Consider the following 18,583-nt stretch of genomic DNA (forward strand, 5'->3'; position numbering starts at 1 on the left):
CGGAACCGTTACACATTACCGCCGTGCTTTCACTGATTTTCTGCCTGGCCGGCCGCAGCCCCCAGCCTGTCGAAGAGTCGCGACAGATCCGTTTCCACGATCAGTGCGGCTGCGTGCCGCGGCCGCAGAAAACCCTCCGACTGACAGTGATCGATGAACGCAACCAGCGAGTCGTAGTAGCCATCCTGATTGAGCAGTCCGCAGGGTTTGCGATGCAGGTCGAGCTGCGTCCAGGTCCAGGCCTCGAACAGCTCATCCATCGTGCCGATGCCGCCCGGCAGAGTCAGGAAGGCATCGGACAGGTCACCCATCAACTGCTTGCGCTGGGCCATGGTCTGGACGACATGCAGCTCGGACAGTCCGGTGTGTCCGACCTCCTTGTCCAGCAGCAGCTGCGGAATGACGCCGACGGCGCGCCCGCCTGCCTGCAGCACTGCGTCCGCGACTGCGCCCATCAATCCCACCCGACCGCCGCCGTACACCAACGTGCAGCGTCGCTCGGCGAGCAACCGGCCCAGATCGCGAGCCACTTCGAGGTAGCGAGGATGGTTGCCAGGGCTCGAGCCACAGAACACACAGACGGATTTCATGGCTGACATTCTAGCGTCATGGTCGTTATGTAACGTGTGAGCGGTGTCGCCCTAAGGCAACCCGGAAAGGGACATTGAGGGGAAATACCGCACCACGCAGCCGCAAAAGCAGCCTGCGTCCGCGCAAGTGAGAGACACCGCGCAGTTTCTTATCTGCGTATGCGGCACAGCAACAGCGCACAACTTTCAGGGCTAAAGCGCATTCGCCCGTGCCCGATACTTCTATCGAATGCAGCGCGCTTTCCGCCAATGATCCATTGAACATATGCAAGGCACTTACTCCCCCTGGCTGGTCTGTCTTTCGATAGCCGTCGCCGTCGTCGTTTCCTACACGGCGCTGAGTCTGGCCTCGCGCGTGGCCGTAGCGCGAGGTCGCTCGGCTATCGCCTGGCTCGTCGGTGGCGCGACCGTCATGGGGATCGGTATCTGGTCGATGCATTTCATCGGCATGCTGGCGTTCTCCCTGCCCATCGCACTCACCTACGACCTTCCGATCACCGCTGCCTCGCTCGGCATCGCGATCGCCGTCTCCGCATTCGCCCTGACCATTGCCGCCCGCGATTCGCTCAGCCTGGCCCGGCTGTCGCTGAGCGCGATCCTGCTCGGCGCTGGCATTGCATCCATGCACTACACGGGAATGGCCGGCATTCTGATGGTGCCGGGCATCACCTACGATTCGGCGCGGTTTGCCGGATCCGTCGGTATCGCGATCACCGCGTCGTTCGTGGCGCTGTGGCTGGTATTCCATCTGCGCCACGGCAACTCCAGACAGGCCACCCTGACTCGCAGCGCCGCCGCCATCGTGATGGGCCTTGCCATCGCGGGCATGCACTACACCGGCATGTCGGCCGCCAACTTCGCCGCCGGATCGTACTGTCTGCCCGGTGCACGCCTCGACAACGCCTGGTTCGGTATCGCGCTCGCCCTGCTGGCCATGGGCGTCATGATCATCACCCTGCTGACCGTGGTGTACGACATCTGGATGCAGCAGCAGAGCGAACGAGTCGATGAATTGCAGACGCAGCGCCTGAACTCGAGCCGCTCCGATGCGCTCACGGGCCTTCCCAACCGGGTCGCGCTGGTGGACGCGGCCGAAGCCGCGATTCTCAAGGCCCGGAAAAAGAACACCCAGCTCGCCCTGCTGGTGCTCGATGTCGATCGCCTCAAGTCCATCAACGATTCGCTTGGTCACCATGCCGGCGACGAAATGCTGCTGGAACTGGCGAGCCGACTGCGCGGTGTCCTGCGGCACAACGACACGCTGGCGCGCCTCGCCGGCGACGAGTTCACGATCCTGGTGACGGAGCTGCGCAGTGCGAGCGACGCCGAAGCGGTCGCGGAGAAGGTACTCGACTCGCTGCGGCAGAACCTCGTCGTCGACGGCGTCGAAGTGCAACCGTCGGTGAGCATCGGCATCAGCACCTTTCCGCTCGATGGCGAAAGTTTCGAAGTGTTGCTGCGTCGTGCGAACGCCGCGATGCGCTACACGAAGGACGCCGCACGGGGCGGCTATCGTTTTTACGCCTCAGAGATGAGCTCGTTCACGGACGATCGTCTGGCGCTCGAAGCGGAATTGCGCCGCGCCATCCACAACGGCGAACTGGAGCTGCACTACCAGCCGAAGGTCGACATCGCGAGCAATCGTGTGCGCAGCTGCGAAGCACTGATCCGCTGGCGGCATCCCACGCGCGGCCTGATCCCGCCAATGGTATTCATCCCGGTGGCAGAAGAAACCGGGCTCATCATGCCGCTCGGCGAATGGGTGCTGCGCGAAGCCTGCCGTCAGGTGCGCCGCTGGATCGACGCTGGCATGCCGCCCGTGCGCGTCGCCGTCAATCTCTCGCCGAAGCAGTTCCGCCAGGCTGACCTCACGTCGATCGTGAAATCCGCACTGGCGGAGGCCAACATCGAACCAAGCTTCATCGAACTGGAACTGACGGAAAGCTCCGTCATGCACAACCCGGAGAAATCTGCGGAAACGCTCGCGGCCCTGAGTGCGATGGGTTCGCACATTTCCATCGACGATTTCGGCACGGGCTATTCGAGCCTGAGTTATCTGCGGCGCTTTCCGCTCGACAAGCTGAAGATCGATCGCAGTTTCATTCGCGACCTGATGAAAAACGCGGACGACGCGTCGATCGTCAAGGCCATCATTTCACTGGCCCACAGCCTGCGTCTGCGCGTGGTCGCTGAAGGCGTGGAGAGCGCGGACCAGCTCGACTTCCTGCGCCAGCTGGGTTGCGATCAGTACCAGGGATTCCACTGCAGTCCGGCCGTGGTGGCGGATGATTTCGCTGCGATGCTCATGCGCCAGCGCGCGGATCGACCCGAACTCACCGAAGCGGACATGCTGCGTACACACAGCCGATTGGCTGTCTTCACGCCGGAGCCGGCCCGCTGAGGGTGAGGAATCTCGGGCATGAGGAGAAAAAAGAATTTCACACAGAGAGTTAAGAACGGCTTTCTGCTCGAATCTCTGTGAACTCTGTGTGAAATCCTGGCTCCGGCCGCCTCTCTCCCCCTCTGCTAGAAATCGTCGTGCCGCCGGCCGCCCCGGTGACGACGCTCCGTGCCGTTCCAGTACGGTTGTATCGTCCCCAGTTCACCGCGACGCCGCGGACCTGCGCGGCGATCCTCATGATGCCGGAATCGACAATCGCACTGCGCCGCGTCGCACGTGGGCAGCGGCAGGCGCGGCGCCTGGCTGGACAGCAGCCGCAATCCTTTGAAAGCCCGCGTGGCTGCACAAGCGTTTTTGCCGGGAATGATGGAGACGGCGCGATACGGACTCGACGGGATGGACGGCCCTGGCTTACCCGCCCGCTTGCGTGGTTTGAACAACGCAAGAAGGGGTCGCCACAGGGACTTGGACGCCATCGATCTACTCGCTGCGGGGATGCGGCCGGCTGCGCGGCGACGCGCGCAGCTGATGAACCCGCCAAGGAGAGACTCAGCGAGAATGGCGCAAGAGTAGCGTTGCGACCATCGGATCAACAGACGACGCCGCATGGCGACGTCATCCAAAAAAGTACGATCAGGCGCGCAGGCTTCGCAGGAAAGCGCCGGGATCTTCACCGCGCTCGATGACTTCGACCAACGCCGACCCCACGATTACGCCGTCGACGTGGGGCGCCATCTTCGCCACCTGCTCGCGGCTGCGAATGCCGAAGCCCGCGCACACGGGAGCCGCGGAAATTTTCTGCACATTCGAAAAATAGTCGAGCACGTCCTGCGGCACAGCAACGTTCTTGCCGGTGGTTCCAGTCATGGTGACGCCGTAGAGAAAGCCACTCGTGTTGCCGGCGAGCAAACGTACACGCTCGATCGGCGTCACCGGTGTCACGAACTGCACCAGCGCAATGCCGTGCGCCTCGAGCGCGCTGCGCAGTTCAGCGCATTCCTCGTAAGGAAGATCCGGCACGATGAAGCCGCTGATGCCTGCTTCGGCTGCGGCCTGCGGCAGCTTGTCGATGCCGTACGCCAGCAGCGGATTGAGATAGCTCATCAGAAGATACGGCGCGCGCGGTCTTGGGTTCATCTGCGTGAGGAACGTGAGAATCCATCTCAGCGACACCCCCTGATCCAGAGCCACCCGGCTGGAGCGCTGAATCGTCGTGCCGTCCGCCATCGGATCGCTGAACGGCACACCGAGCTCGACGACGTCGGCGGCATCGGCCACCTGGTGGAGGAGTTCGGCGAATCCTTCGCGCTGCGGGAACCCGGCGGTGATGTAGGCAATGATGGCGGGATTGCCTTTGGCCTTCGCGGCGCGAATCGCGTCGCTGATCGTGCTGCCCGTGCTCATCAGATCAATCCCTTCAGCAATGTCTTCTGCAACGTCGGCATGTCTTTGTCACCCCGGCCGGAGAGGCATATCAGAATCCGCTTGCCCGGATTTTCTTTCGCATAACGACGGGCGCCCGCCAGTGCATGCGAGGATTCGATTGCCGGCAGAATGCCTTCGGCCGCACAGCACTCCGCCAGCGCATCGAGCGCGTCGTCATCGTTGACGGCTTCGTACTTCACGCGACCGATCGTGGCGAGCAACGCATGCTCTGGTCCGACACCGGGATAATCGAGACCCGCCGACACGGAATGCGTGTCCTGGATCTGGCCGTTCTCGTCCTGGAGCAGCAGCGAATACGTGCCCTGCAATACACCGGGCGTGCCGTGGGAAATCGAGGCCGCGTTCTGACCCAGCCCGCTACCGAGTCCACCGGCTTCCAGACCCAGCAGCTCGACGCTGCGATCCTTGACGAAGGGATGGAACAGGCCGATCGCGTTCGATCCACCGCCGACACAGGCCACGGCGATGTCCGGCAACTTGCCGGTCGCCGACACGATCTGCTCGCGCGCCTCGCGTCCGATCACCGATTGCAGTTCACGCACGATGTACGGATACGGATGCGGACCGATGGCCGAGCCGAGGCAGTAGTACGTGCCGTTCGGATCGGAGACCCAGTCGCGCAGGGCTTCATCGACTGCCGCACGCAGCGTCTTGTCGCCGCTGGTGACCGGCACGACCGTCGCGCCAAGCAACTTCATGCGCCCGACATTCGGTGCCTGCCGCTCCATGTCCACGGCGCCCATGTAAACCGTGCACGGCATACCGAGCCGCGCGCAGGCTGCAGCCGATGCCACGCCGTGCTGGCCCGCACCGGTTTCCGCGATCACCCGCTTCGCGCCGAGCTTTTTCGCGAGCAGCACCTGGCCGATGGAGTTGTTGATCTTGTGCGCGCCGGTGTGGGCGAGATCCTCCCGCTTCAGCCACACATCAGCGCCCCAGCGTTGCGACAGGCCACGTGCATGCGTGAGTGGTGTCGGGCGACCGACCCAGGTCTTGAGCTCCGCATGGAATTCGGCGAGGAAATCGCCGTCGCGCAGGTAGCGATCGACGCCCACCTGCAAACGATCCAGCGCCGGCACCAGCGTCTCGGGGACGAAGCGTCCACCAAATGGACCGAACCGCCCGGCGGCGTCGGGGTACGCATCCTTCATCACGGCAGCCAGCACCGCCTGCACATCGATCGACTTCACGTCCGCTTTCATTGACCTGCTCCGCTCTGCGCGGCTCGCGCCGCACGCACAAATTCCATGATCCTGCCCGCATCCTTGATGCCGGGCGCACTCTCGACGCCGCTACTCACATCGATGCCGTACGGGCGCACCGTACTCACGGCCTGCACGACGTTCGCCGCGTTCAGTCCGCCGGCGAGTACCAACTCGGTACGAATCGCGAGTGCTGCGGCTGCGTTCCAGTCCGCCGCAATGCCGGCGCCGCTCACCGGGCCTTCGAACAGCATTCGTGTCGGCAGCGGCTCGGGGAACGACCGGCCGGCACGTACCACGGGTACCACCTGCAGTCCATCAGGAACGATCAGCCCACGCAGATCCTCGGCGTCGGTCTGCAGGATGTCCGGGCGAAAGACCCGCCACACTTCATCGACCAGCGACTGCACCGGATGCTGCATGACGGCGACTCGCGGAATGCGGATCGACAACCCGTCGATCAACTCCGCCGCGCGCTGGGCCGTCACCTGTCGTTTCGATGGCGCAAATACGAAGCCGATGGCGTCGGCACCGGCTGCGATCGCCGCTTCAATGCTGTCCCGGGAAGTGAGCCCGCAGATCTTGATCCACAGGCTCATGCGCGCGAACAGACAAGCGTTCGCGGGGCGGACCTGCTCATTCGTCGTTCCCGGTGGCGATACGAATCTGCCGGGCTCGTGTGGCCATGGCGCGCTCGCGACCCGCAGCCAGCATGCTGCTCAGCATTTTTTGCGGATTGTCCGAATTCATCAGCGTGGTGCCGACCAGCGCGACCTGGTAGCCGATATCGACCACCGATCGGACATCGCCGAGCGAACCGACGCCGCTCTCCGCGACATGCGCGTAGCCTGGCGGCATCTGATCGATGAGCTCCGCCAGCCGGCCGAGTTCGACCGTGAGTTTCTCCAGGTCGCGGCAATTGAGGCCGACGAGAATGCGCTCGTCATGTGCCTTGCGCAGCGCCAGCACGTCATGCGCGGTCTGGAGATCCATGGCATCGAATGCTTCGAGCAGCACGAACATCTTGAGCATCGCGGCGCAGTCGAGCAGTTCCGTGATGCGGCTGCGATCGAGCATGCGCACGATGACGAGCACGCCACCGGCGCCCGCGGCGCGCGCCTCCATCACCTGGTAGGGATCCACGAGGAAATCCTTGCGCATCGCCGGGATCTTGTGCGGCTCGAGAATCGCCGCGGCCTGCGCCAGATGTTCGAGCTTGCCGCCGAAGCGCGAAGGTTCCGTCAGCACCGACACAGCGCAAGCGCCGCCTTGTGCGTAGCTGTGCACGCGCGCTTCGACGCCGGTCGTGTGCCCCGACAAGTCACCCGCCGACGGCGAGTGCAGTTTGCATTCGGCGATGATGTCGAAGCTTTCAGGGCACAGCTTCAGTCGGGGCGGCGGCGGCAGATCCGACACGCGCGACCACAGCGCCTGTTCGGATTCCTTCGCACGCGCCTGTTCGAGCCGCGCGAGGCTCGTTTGCGTCATTTCTGTCAGCAGACCGGTCATGGGTATGTCACGCGTGAGCAGGAAGGGATGGCATTCATCGGCGTTGACCGAAGGCGGTGATTTTTTCCAGGACGATGCGGCCAGCACCGCTGTCGATTGCATCGCCGGCCATGCGCGCCGCCTCGCGAGGCGACTGTGCCTTGCCGAGCAACTCCAGAACAAGTGCGGCTTGCAACACGATGGCGGCACGGTGCGGCCCGCGATCCCGGCCTTCCAGGACAGCGCGCAGGTGCTGCGCGTTGTGCGTTGCGTCGCCGCCCTTGAGATCTTCTGCGCTGCAGCGAGGCAAGCCAAACTCTTCGGCGCTGCGCTGCTGGCGCGTGACTTGTCCGGGACGCACGTCGAACAGCTCGAACGGACCCACGGGGGTCGCCTCGTCCCAGCCGGAATCACCGTGCACGACGAACGTGCGTTCGATCGGCATGCCGCTCAAGGCGTCCGCCATCAGGGCGGCGGCATCGATGTGATAGGCGCCGATCAGGTGATACGGCGGCGCCGCCGGATTCAACAATGGCCCGAGCACGTTGAAGACCGTACGCACGCCCAACGCCTGCCGGATCGGCATGATGGTTTTCATTGCGGGATGAAAGTGCGGCGCGAAGAAGAACGTGAATCCGGTCGCGGCCAGGCACTCGCCCGAGGCGACTTCATCGAGCGGCAACGCCAGTCCCAGCGCACGGATCACATCGGCGCTGCCGCTGCGACTCGAGATGGAACTCGTGCCGTGCTTGGCGACGCGAATGCCCATGGCTGCTACCAGAAGCGCGGCCCCGGTCGACAGATTGAAACTGCCGGAGCCATCACCTCCGGTACCGACCATGTCGACCAGCGGCGATCCTTCGGGCAGTACCGGCCGACGTGCGAGTCCGCGCATCGTCGTCGCGAAGCCGCGCAGTTCATCAGCCGTCACTCCCTTCATGCGCAGTGCGGTGAGCAATGCACCCGCCATCGCCGCAGGCGTATCGGGATCGGTCAGCGCCACGAGCAACTGCGATGCTTCGCTTTCGCTCAGGTGACGGCGATCGAGCAACTGTTCCAGTGTGTCGCGTAACGTGGTCATGACTGCTGCTCGCGCTTGCCGGAGGTCAGCTTGAGGAAGTTGCCCATCAGCAGCGGGCCCTGCGGCGTGAGCACGCTTTCCGGATGGAACTGCACGCCTTCGATCGCGAGAGTGCGGTGACGAACGCCCATGATCTCGCCTTCCTCCGTGCGGGCCGTCACTTCCAGTATGTCCGGCATGGACTGCGGTTGCGCAATCAACGAATGGTAGCGACCCGCTTCGAACGGCTCCGGCATGTCGGCGAACAACGCATGTCCATCGTGATGGACCAGCGACGTCTTGCCGTGCATCAGTCGGCCGGCGCGCACGACCTTGCCGCCGAAGACTTCGACCAGCGACTGATGTCCGAGGCAGACGCCGAAGATCGGCACGTCACCGGCGAAGGCCTCGATCATCTTCATCGACACGCCCGCCTCGTGCGGCGTGCCAGGCCCTGGCGAAATGCACAGGTGCGAGGGCTCGAGTGCACGGGCTGCTTCGATCGTGATCTGATCGTTGCGATGCACGAGCACGTCCGCGCCGAGCACCATGAACGCCTGCACCAGGTTGTAGGTGAAGGAATCGTAGTTGTCGACGAGCAGCAGGCGCGGCTTGTTCATGGCAGTGCTCACAATCCTTCCTCCGCCATCGCCAGTGCGCCGCGCACGATGGCGCTTTTCGCCAGCACTTCCTGATATTCCATCTGCGGCACGCTGTCGGCGACGATGCCGGCACCGGCCTGATAGCTGTAGGTATCGCCGCGAAACACCACCGTGCGAATGGTGATGGCCTGGTCCATGTCGCCGCCGGCTCCGAAGTAACCGACGGTGCCGCCATAGAAGCCCCGGCGCACGGGTTCGAGTTCATCGATGATTTCCATCGCACGGACTTTCGGCGCACCCACCAGCGTGCCGGCAGGAAAAGCCGCAGCAAACAGATCGAATGCATCCTTGCCCGGCGCCAGCTGACCATTGACGCCGCTGACGATGTGCATCACGTGACTGTAGCGTTCGATGTGTCGATACGGCTTCACGTGCACGCTGCCTGCCTGCGCCACGCGACCGAGATCGTTGCGGGCGAGATCGACCAGCATGACGTGCTCGGCGTTTTCCTTTGGATCCGCCAGCAGTTCCTGCTGCAGCGCCTCGTCCTGCACCGCGTCCTGACCGCGCGGTCGCGTGCCGGCGATCGGCCGCATCTGTGCGACGCCGCTCGACAGTTTCACCAGAGCCTCGGGCGACGAACCGACGATGACGCAGTCACCGAGTTCGCAGTAATACATATAAGGAGAGGGATTCAGCAGCCGCAATGCCCGGTACGCTTCGAACGGCTCGAGACTGCACTGCCCGGCGAAACGCACCGACAGGACGAGCTGGTACACATCACCAGCGGCGATGTATTCCTTCGTGCGTGCGACGTTCTGCAGAAACTCCGCTTCGCTGAGGCTGCCGATGGCCGGCGAATAGCTGATGCGTTTGTCGGAGGCCGGCACCGGGCCACGCAGCGCCCGGATGACTTCCTTGCGCAGCGCGAGGCGCTCGCTTTCCGTTCCTGCGTGCAGCAGCGCGACGCCGCGGGTCAGATGGTCAAAGACCAGCATCGATTGCGGGGCCAGATAGTGCGCATCCGGCGTCGATTCGATCGTGCGGGCGCGGCTGGGCAGCTTCTCGAAGTAACGCACCAGATCGTAGCCCGCCGCACCGACCAGGCCCCCCGGCAGCGGGACACCTGGGATCTGCGGCTGCGGCTGCGGCGCTTTGGCCAGTGCCGCACGCAACGCCTCGAGCAGTTCCTGCTGATTGCGCGGCGTCGCCGTCGTCTTGCCATCCACCGTCAGGCCGCGCTCGTCGAGGCGCACCTCGAGGCAGTCGCCGAAGCCGATGAACGAGTAGCGCGCCAGGCGCTCGCCGCCCTCGACGCTCTCCAGCAGGAAGCGCGGACGGAACGGCTTGAGCTTCATGTAGGCCGACACCGGGGTGTCGAGGTCGGCGGCGATGTCGAACGGGGGTTTCATAACTTCAGGTGAGCGGTGATTCCGTGATCAGGCGATGACAGCAACTGCATTGCTCCTATGCCTTATCCATCCATCACAACATCACTTTCCTCCAGGCAACAAAAAACCCATCCCGGCTATTCGCTCGGAGATGGGTTTGCGGGTTCTTCAGCAGTCTTTTGTTAAGCGCAGCGCGATCCAGCAGCCCTCTCCTAGGAGAGCCGCCACCACCAACCATGAGCACGAGTGCGCGTATACATTGGCCGGGAGTATTACCGGGGGCCCGCGAAGGAGTCAAGGGAAGAGGGAAGGTGACGGGAGTGACGAAAGTCATGCAAGTGACGCGGATTCCAGGCTCCCGGACTTCTGACCTTCGCCTGCCTCCTGACCCTCGACACTTGCGTCACTTTATCAGCCTCAGATTCAGCGGATACCGGTACGCCACGCCTTCGCTCGCCTTCACGGCCGCGATGATGATGAACACCAGGTCGGCGAGACCCAGCACGAGCAGCAGCAGGAAGCCGATGGCCACCAGCATCAGGATCATGCAGACGATGGCGGCGAGGAACACCGTGATCTGGAAGTTGAGCGCTTCCTTGCCCTGATCGTTCACGAAGGGCATTTCGTCTTTCTTGACCAGCCAGACGATCAATGGCCCGAGTATGCAGCCGATGCCAGTGACCAGACCCAGCAGTGCACTGAGATGTGCGCCTACCGCCCAGTTGCGTTCCTGTGCGCTCGGCAAGGAAGCGGGTGCCTGGTTCATAGCGTCTCTCCGTACTGGCCGCCGCGGCAACGTGTGCCAGAATACCTCAAACAAAACGCCGGTCCCCCATGAAACTCCAGCAACTGCGCTATCTCGCGGCCGTCGTCCAGAACGGACTCAACATCACCGCTGCCGCAGAGAAACTGCACACCTCGCAACCGGCCGTGAGCAAGCAGATCAAGCTGCTGGAGGATGAACTGGGATTTCGCATTTTCGTACGCAGCGGCCGCACGCTGACGAAAGTCACGCCCGCCGGCCAGCATGTCGTGGATCGTGCGGTACGCGTGCTGCGCGAAGTGCAGAACATCAAGGGCATTTCCGACGAGCACAAGGACGAAGACCGCGGCACGCTGGCGATCGGCACGACACACACACAGGCCCGTTACGTACTGCCGGCGGTGATCCAGCAGTTCCGTTCGCGTTTTCCCAACGTGAAACTGAATCTGCATCAGGGCACGTCGGAACAGATTGCCGACATGGCAGCGCTCGATCGCGTCGACTTCGCCATTGCCACCGGTTCCGAACAGCTGTTCAGCAACCTGGTGCTGCTACCGGCTTACCACTGGTACCGGCACATCGTCGTGCCGCTCGATCATCCGCTCGCCTCGGTCAAGAAGCCTACGCTGAAGCAGGTCGCGGCCTATCCGATCGTGACGTATGTCTTCAGCTTCACCGGTCCTTCGTCGCTGCAACAGCTGTTCAGCAAGGCGGGATTGACGCTCAACGTCGCGCTGACCGCTCGCGATGCCGACGTGATCAAAACCTATGTCCGGCTCGGACTCGGTGTCGGCATCGTGGCAGACGTCGCCGTCGATGCGCGCGAGGATCGCGACCTGGTCGCGATCGATGCCTCGCATCTGTTTCCCATGCAGACCACATGGATCGGCTTCTCACGCGGCGGCCTGCTGCGCCGGTACATGTACGACTTCCTGCAGCTGTTCGCCCCGCACTTGAATCGCCGCCTGGTCGATCGCGCCATGGCCGCGGATACGCAGCAGGACGTGGCGGCGCTGTTTGCGGATGTCAAAGTGCCTATGAGATGAGGCAGGAGGCAAACTGGCCGACTGGCCAACTGGTCGGCTGGCCAGAGTAGGAGAAGAGCCGCAGCAGGTTGCTTGCCAGTTGGCCGGTTAGCCAGTCGGCCAGTTCGCCGGCGAAGCTTCCCTCACGGCGCATAGATCTGATCGAACATTCCGCCATCCGCGAAGTGGGTCTTCTGGGTTTTGCCCCAACCACCGAAGTCGGCAATCGTCACCAGCTTCAATGCCGGGAACTGGCTGGCGTATTTCGCGGCGACCTGCGGATCGATCGGGCGATAGAAATTCTTCGCGATGATCTCCTGCGCGGCGGGGCTGTACAGATGCTGCAGATATTCGGTTGCCGCATCGCGCGTGCCGCGTCGGAGCACCACCTTGTCGACCACGGCCACCGGCGGTTCCGCGAGGATACTCAGTGACGGCATGACGATCTCGACCTTGTCGGCACCGAGTTCCTTGATCGACAGGTAGGCTTCGTTCTCCCAGGCCAGCAGCACATCGCCGAGTCCGCGCTGGACGAACGTCGTGGTCGCGCCGCGTGCGCCCGTGTCGAGCACCGGTACGTTCCTGTAGAGCTTGCGCACGTAGTCCTTCGCGCTCGCTTCGCTGCCACCCGGCTGTTGCAGTGCCCATGCCCAGGCAGCGAGGTAGTTCCAGCGCGCGCCACCCGAGGTTTTCGGGTTCGGCGTGATGACCGCGATACCGGGCTTCGCCAGATCACCCCAGTCCTTGATGCCCTTGGGGTTGCCCTTGCGGACCAGGAACACGATGGTCGACGTGTACGGCGAGCTGTTGTGAGGCAGACGCGATTGCCAGTTCACCGGCAGCAGCTTGCCGTTGGTCACCATCGCATCGATATCGCCTGCGAGCGCGAGCGTCACCACATCGGCGGGCAGTCCGTCGATCACAGTGCGGGCCTGCTTGCCCGAACCGCCGTGCGATTGCCTGATGGCAATGTCGTCGCCGGTTTTGGCCTTCCAGTACCGCGCAAATTCCTTGTTGTAGTCCTCGTACAGCTCGCGGGTCGGATCGTAGGACACGTTCAGAAGCGTCGTCGTCGCAGCCTGGGCGGCGGTGCCCGCCATCATCGTGGCTGCGAGCGCGAGGCTGGCAAGAAGGGCTCGCCGGGTAAGTGTGCATGAGCTCATGGTGGACTCGGGAATGTTGGCGCAGGACGCGCTGCTTCAGCCTGCAGGAGCTGTGTGATCAGCGTATGACACAAATGGAAAAGGGGCTGCGCCGCGGCAGCCCCTTTTGTTTACCCGGCTGGCGATCGTGATCAGAACGACGCTCGCACGGTCAGTCCGTAAGTACGCGGATCGCCGGGCTGGCCGATCACGAGACCGGTGCTGCCCGATTGCGTCGACAGGTAATCGAAGTACTCCTCATTGAATGCATTGCGGACCCAGCCGTAGATCTGCCACCCCTGGCCGACATTCACGCCTGCACGCAGGTTCGCGAGTGAATAACCATCGATGTCGGTGTAGATCGAGCGCGACGGATTCGACGAGAACTTCGAACGATACAGTCCGTCGAACGCGAAGAAAGCGCTGCCATTGCTGCCCAGCGCCGGGAGCGGCAGTTCGTATTGCACACCGTACGAGGCCGAGATCTTCGAGATACCCGGCAGCCACTGGCCGGAGATATCGCAGGACGGCGGGCTGAAGCCGCCTGGCGTACCCGGTGCGCTCGGCGGATTGGCGACCGACGCCGCGGTTCCGCCCGCGAGCTCCGGCGGGCATGGAGCATCGGGGAAGCTCGTGTATTCATGATCGTTGTAGGCGCCGTTCGCATACAAGGTCAATCCGGCGACAGGCGTCGTCGACAGATCGAGTTCGACGCCGCGCACGCGAACCTGCTGCGCATTGGCGAGATAGCCGCGGATCACATTGGCCTGACTGTTGGTCACCGTCGCCTGGTAGTCGTCGATCTGGGTCCAGAACGCGGCGACGTTGGCGGTGAGCTTGTTGCCGAGCCATTGCGTCTTGAGACCCAGCTCGTAGTGACTCACGGATTCCGGCTTCACGGTCTCGACGGCGGTGATCGGCTGGTTGTTCGCATCGAGGGGCAGGCCCGACAGGTTGATGCCGCCGGACTTGAACGTGCGCGCATACGTGCCGTACGCAAGGATGTTGTCCGCCAGGTCGTAGCCGACCGTGAAATCGCCGGACACGTTGGTGTCGTCGAACTCCGGCGTGTAGTTCTGCGGAGCCAGCACACCGAGCTGCGCGGCCGTCAGCGGCGTATTGGTGGAATTCGTCACTCTCGCGATGTACTTGCCTTCCTTCTTGTCGTAGTTGAAGCGCAGACCGGGCTGCACCCGCAGATCGTCGGTGACGTGCCAGGTGAGCTGGCCGAAGGCCGCAGCGCTGGTGTTCTTGAGGCCGATCTCGTTGTCGGCGCGCAGGCCGTCGAGAATGGCGGGGTTGTTGGCGTTGGCACCGCTCAGCAGCCAACGGCTCGCGTAGGGTCCTTGCACCTGCACGCCCGCCGTATCGACCGTCTGATAGAAGCCATACACGCCGACGACGTAGTCGATCTTGTCGCCCGACGCGGCGTACCTGAGTTCCTGCGACCACTGCCGCTGCTCGGAAGGATTCTCCGAAACCGTCGTGATCGGCAGACCGATGAAGTCGCGATCGTTCTTCGGACCCCAATCCCACTTGCGATAGGCCGACACGGACGTCAGCCGGCCCGGGCCCACATCCCATTCCACCAGCACGGAGCCGCCGCCGAAGCGCTGCTCGGCCGACAATTCCGCATCGACATCGGTGAGGCGGTCGAATGGATCACGGCTCGGTGGAGCGTAATTTCCGGAGGCGGCGGCGAGTGCAGCGTATTGACGGGCGAGCGGACGCTGTGTCGAGCCTTCGCGCACATAGAGCGTGCCGAAACCCAGCGGATCCGAATGGGTGTAGTCGGCCGAGAACGTGATGTTGAGATCGTCGGTCGCCCGCCAGAGCAGCTGACCCTTGAAGCCCAGGTTGTCCTGTTCGTTGATGTGCTTGCCCGTCGTCACGTTGTAGATCGTGCCGTCGCGGTTGGTATAGGACGTACCGATGCGGAACGCGAGCTTGTCGTCGACCAGCGGACCGGAGACCGAGGCCTTGCCCTGTACGAGACCGAGGTTGCCGTACGTCACTTCGGCGCGGGCTTCCGGCGTGAAGCTCGGCTTGCGCGAGGTCACGTTGATGGCGCCGGCCGTCGTGTTCTTGCCGTAGAGCGTGCCCTGCGGTCCGCGCAGGACTTCGATCTGATCGACATCCAGGAAGTCGAACGTCGCCGTGGCGCTGCGTGCGTAGTACACCTGATCGATATAGATGCCGACACCCTGCTCGATGCCGTCATTGGTGAGACCGAATGGCGCACCGAGACCGCGAATCGTGGTGGCGGAGTTGCGCGGGTTGCTCGAATAGAACTGGATCGACGGCTGCAGCTGCTGCAGCTTGCCGACATTGAACGTGCCGGTGTTTTCGAGCGTGGCCGCGTTCACGACCGCGATCGCCAGCGGCACGTCCTGTACCTGTTCTTCGCGGCGACGCGCGGTCACCGTGATGCTTTCCAATGTAACGGACTGAGGAGAGTTCGCACCGTCGGCAGCCGCGTCTGCGAAGGCTGGGGTGCACAGCGCCGTGCTCAGTGCGACCGTAACAGCCGTGGCTACACCACCCCACATTTCTCGCGAACGCATATTGATTGTCCCTTGGATCTTCACGGTTATTGCGACGCCAGGATGCGTCCGCACGGGTGAAATCCTACGCAGAACGCAGTGAGGGTTCAGTCGCGATGGGGTAACAAACCGGTTATCGCAAAATGCGGTTCGGTAGAAGATGAGGACCGGGAGCGAAATTTGAGAGGCGCTCTGGCTAACGGGCTAACCAGCTCACGGGCTAACCGGCTAACTGGCTCACTGGCCGACTGGCCAGAAGAAGATCTCTATCTTCGACCGGCTACTCCTGGCCTGACCAGTTGGCCGGTTGGCCGGTTAGCCAGTGAGCCAGTTAGCCAGTTGGCCCGCCCGCCAGCCTCTCACTCATCGTCCTTGTTCTCTTCCGTCCGCTTCTTGATCTTCATCCACTCGCCCAGCTTCCTGAGATCGACCGGCTTGCGTGGCGCTGGGGGCGTGGGCGCCGTCGTTGGACCGGCCGGAGGACGGATCTTGCTGCCGACCGCGCGGGCGTTGTCGTACGGATTGAAGCCGCCGCTCTTGCCCCCACTTCCGGGCGCGGTTGAATTGTCGTAAGGATTGAAGCCGCCGCCTGGCAGCGCGGGCCGCTGCGCCTCTTCGGCTTGCTTCGGATCGAGCTGCGGGTGTTTCGCGGTCTCGGCGAGGGAGAGTTCGCCCAGGTCCAGTTTGCGCAGTCGCTGAGTCGTCATATCGCGCGTGTACACGCCCGTCTCGAGCTGCCATTCCCAGATCGGATTGCCGCGGGAGTCATAGGCGACGCGACCGGAGCGTTTGTCGCCGCCTTTTTCGCCAACGGCTGTCGGCTCAGTCTGCGTCTGATCGGATCCGGTTGAGTTCGGATCCTTTGGTTTATTCATCTGAAGAAATTCCCCCGTCGAACTCGCTGGATTCTGTTCCCGCGCAAAGGGCATTGCAATTGCGTGAGCCGTACTCAGATCGAGTAAGAGATACTGCGCCTGCAAGTTGCCCACAAGACCAACGATCCGATGAATCCCCGACGAGCCCGCCAACCCTCCGACAAGCCCGAGCTGGCGCGCGGCTTTCTGGGCGTGTTCGCCTACAGCCGGCGTGCGCTCGAACTGGTGTGGACCACCAGCCGCCCGCTCAGCATTGCATTGGCCGTTCTGACACTGCTGGCCGGCATTTTTCCCGCAGCCATCGCCTACGTCGGTGCGCTGATCGTCGATGCGGTGATTGCCGCCATCCAGGCCGCGCCCGCAGATCACGATGCTCTCACCTCGCATGCACTCACGCTCGTCGTGGCGGAAGGCCTGCTGGTGGCCGCACTGGCGGGCGCGCAACGTGGCCTGTCCCTGTGTCAGTCGTTACTGCGCGCCCAGTTGGGTCAGCGTGTAAATGCCATGATTCTCGAGAAGGCGCTCACGCTCGACCTGGCGCATTTCGAGAACTCGGAGTTCTACGACAAGCTGACACGTGCCCGACGCGAAGCATCGAGTCGCCCCCTGTCGCTGGTCATGCGCACGTTCGGCCTCGCGCAGAATGGGGTATCGCTGCTGAGTTACGCAACGTTGCTGATCCAGTTCTCCGGCTGGGCCGTCCTGGTGCTGGTGCTCGCGGGTCTGCCGGCCTTCCTCGCCGAGGCAAAATTCTCCGGCGCCGCGTTCCGCCTGTTCCTGTGGCGCTCACCTGAAACCCGCATGCAGCTGTATCTGGAAACGCTGCTGGCCCGCGAAGATCACGTCAAGGAGATCAAGCTGTTCGGCCTGGGTCCGCTGTTCCTGCAACGCTATCGCGACATCTTCCACAAGCTGTATCGCGAGGATCGCGACCTCACGGTCCGCCGCGATACGTGGGGCTTCTTTCTCGGACTGATCGGCACCGCAGCGTTGTACGGCGCCTATGCCTGGATCGCGCTCTCCGCCATCGCGCGGGCGATCACGCTGGGCCAGATGACGATGTACCTGATGCTGTTCCGCCAGGGGCAGTCGGCCGTGTCGGCCATTCTCTCGGCGGTCGGCGGCATGTACGAAGACAATCTCTACCTGTCGACGCTCTATGACTATCTGGAGACGCCGGTCGAGGAGAATGCCGGCACGACGGTGCGCGGCCCGCAACCGGACGACGGCATCCGCTTCGAGCACGTGGGCTTCACGTATCCCGGCGCGGAAACACCGACATTGGTCGACGTGAACCTGCACATCCGACCGGGCCAGTCGATGGCGCTGGTCGGCGAGAACGGCTCCGGCAAGACGACGCTGATCAAATTGCTCACGCGGCTGTACCAGCCGACTGTCGGCCGTATTCTTCTCGATGGTCAGGATCTGCGCGAGTGGGACGAGACGGCACTGCGCGATCGCATCGGCGTGATCTTCCAGGATTTCACGCGCTATCAGCTGCTGCTCGGCGAGAACATCGGTGCCGGCGATGTGCAGCACTTCAGCGATGAAGCACGCTGGCGCGAGGCCGGCGAAAAGGGCATGGCCACTGCCATCGTCGAATCATTGCCCGCAGGCTATCGCACGCCGCTCGGCAAATGGTTCAACGAGGGACGCGAACTGTCGGGTGGTCAGTGGCAGAAGGTGGCGCTGTCGCGAGCCTTCATGCGCTCGCGCGCCGACATCCTGGTGCTCGACGAACCAACGGCCGCCATGGACGCTGCCGCGGAAGCGACCATCTTCGAACACTTCCGCGCACTGACCCGGGATCGCATCGCCATACTGATCTCGCACCGCTTCTCCACCGTGCGCATGGCGGACCAGATCGTGGTACTGCAGGACGGCCGCATCGCCGAGCACGGCAGTCACGACGAACTGATGCAGCTCAACGGCCACTACGCGCACCTGTTCTCGCTGCAGGCGAAGGGATACAGATGAAGAAGGTTGATAGTGGATAGTTGAAAGTTGATAGTAACGCGCGTCGAAACTATCAACTTTCCACTATCAACTATTCAC

15 protein-coding genes are annotated in these 18,583 nt (G+C 63.2%); 3 read left to right on the forward strand and 12 right to left on the reverse strand.

Annotated elements, in window-relative coordinates; translation table 11 throughout:
- Window positions 1-29: 29 nt before the first annotated feature.
- Window positions 30-590, reverse strand: a complete 561-nt coding sequence (locus tag VIZ63_RS06360; RefSeq protein ID WP_331608692.1) for a TIGR00730 family Rossman fold protein — start codon at window positions 588-590, stop codon at window positions 30-32.
- A 265-nt stretch (window positions 591-855) separates the two neighbouring features.
- Between VIZ63_RS06360 and VIZ63_RS06365 the strand changes: the two genes are divergently transcribed.
- Window positions 856-2,991, forward strand: a complete 2,136-nt coding sequence (locus VIZ63_RS06365; protein ID WP_331608693.1) for a putative bifunctional diguanylate cyclase/phosphodiesterase — start codon at window positions 856-858, stop codon at window positions 2,989-2,991.
- Between the two features lie 633 nt (window positions 2,992-3,624).
- Here the strand turns inward: VIZ63_RS06365 and trpA are convergent.
- The 8 genes from trpA to VIZ63_RS06405 all read right to left on the reverse strand — a co-directional run bounded on the left by trpA (window position 3,625) and on the right by VIZ63_RS06405 (window position 10,946).
- On the reverse strand, window positions 3,625-4,395 hold the full coding sequence (trpA, locus tag VIZ63_RS06370; protein WP_331608694.1) for a tryptophan synthase subunit alpha: 771 nt from the start codon (window positions 4,393-4,395) through the stop codon (window positions 3,625-3,627).
- A complete protein-coding gene (gene trpB / locus VIZ63_RS06375; protein WP_331608786.1) occupies window positions 4,395-5,588 on the reverse strand; it encodes a tryptophan synthase subunit beta in 1,194 nt (397 codons plus the stop codon). The genes trpA and trpB overlap by 1 nt, the downstream gene beginning before the upstream one ends.
- 47 nt (window positions 5,589-5,635) lie before the next feature.
- Window positions 5,636-6,238 (reverse strand): phosphoribosylanthranilate isomerase, encoded by a 603-nt coding sequence (locus VIZ63_RS06380; protein WP_331608695.1) that lies wholly within the window; start codon window positions 6,236-6,238, stop codon window positions 5,636-5,638.
- Between the two features lie 37 nt (window positions 6,239-6,275).
- A complete protein-coding gene (locus VIZ63_RS06385; protein ID WP_331608696.1) occupies window positions 6,276-7,250 on the reverse strand; it encodes an indole-3-glycerol phosphate synthase TrpC in 975 nt (324 codons plus the stop codon).
- Entirely contained in the window at window positions 7,183-8,208 is a 1,026-nt protein-coding gene (gene trpD / locus VIZ63_RS06390) for an anthranilate phosphoribosyltransferase (RefSeq protein WP_331608697.1), read from the reverse strand. The genes VIZ63_RS06385 and trpD overlap by 68 nt, the downstream gene beginning before the upstream one ends.
- Window positions 8,205-8,807 carry an aminodeoxychorismate/anthranilate synthase component II gene (locus VIZ63_RS06395; RefSeq protein ID WP_331608698.1) on the reverse strand — a complete coding sequence of 201 codons (603 nt, stop codon included), beginning with the start codon at window positions 8,805-8,807 and terminating at the stop codon, window positions 8,205-8,207. Before VIZ63_RS06395 ends, trpD begins: the two co-directional genes overlap by 4 nt.
- Window positions 8,808-8,815: 8 nt before the next feature.
- Window positions 8,816-10,201: an anthranilate synthase component I family protein gene (locus tag VIZ63_RS06400; protein WP_331608699.1), complete on the reverse strand. Its 1,386-nt coding sequence runs from the start codon at window positions 10,199-10,201 to the stop codon at window positions 8,816-8,818.
- Window positions 10,202-10,583: 382 nt separating this feature from the next.
- Entirely contained in the window at window positions 10,584-10,946 is a 363-nt protein-coding gene (locus tag VIZ63_RS06405) for a DUF4870 domain-containing protein (RefSeq protein WP_331608700.1), read from the reverse strand.
- A 68-nt stretch (window positions 10,947-11,014) separates the two neighbouring features.
- Here VIZ63_RS06405 and cysB point away from each other — a divergent pair, with 68 nt between their 5' ends.
- Window positions 11,015-11,989, forward strand: a complete 975-nt coding sequence (cysB, locus tag VIZ63_RS06410; RefSeq protein WP_331608701.1) for an HTH-type transcriptional regulator CysB — start codon at window positions 11,015-11,017, stop codon at window positions 11,987-11,989.
- A 122-nt stretch (window positions 11,990-12,111) separates the two neighbouring features.
- On the opposite strand, the gene VIZ63_RS06415 is transcribed toward cysB, so the two are convergent.
- The 3 genes from VIZ63_RS06415 to VIZ63_RS06425 form a co-directional block, all read right to left on the reverse strand.
- Complete coding sequence (locus VIZ63_RS06415) at window positions 12,112-13,131, reverse strand: sulfate ABC transporter substrate-binding protein (RefSeq protein WP_331608702.1); 1,020 nt, start codon at window positions 13,129-13,131, stop codon at window positions 12,112-12,114.
- 131 nt (window positions 13,132-13,262) lie between these two features.
- Window positions 13,263-15,674: a TonB-dependent receptor gene (locus tag VIZ63_RS06420; RefSeq protein WP_331608703.1), complete on the reverse strand. Its 2,412-nt coding sequence runs from the start codon at window positions 15,672-15,674 to the stop codon at window positions 13,263-13,265.
- A gap of 338 nt (window positions 15,675-16,012) precedes the next feature.
- Entirely contained in the window at window positions 16,013-16,528 is a 516-nt protein-coding gene (locus VIZ63_RS06425; RefSeq protein WP_331608704.1) for a hypothetical protein, read from the reverse strand.
- 129 nt (window positions 16,529-16,657) lie between these two features.
- Here VIZ63_RS06425 and VIZ63_RS06430 point away from each other — a divergent pair, with 129 nt between their 5' ends.
- The gene (locus tag VIZ63_RS06430; protein ID WP_331608705.1) at window positions 16,658-18,505 is read left to right on the forward strand and encodes an ABC transporter ATP-binding protein; all 1,848 of its coding nucleotides are present in this window, start codon (window positions 16,658-16,660) and stop codon (window positions 18,503-18,505) included.
- Window positions 18,506-18,583: the final 78 nt, after the last annotated feature.

It is taken from the genome of Povalibacter sp. (genome assembly GCF_036520495.1).
GTDB lineage: Bacteria > Pseudomonadota > Gammaproteobacteria > Steroidobacterales > Steroidobacteraceae > Steroidobacter.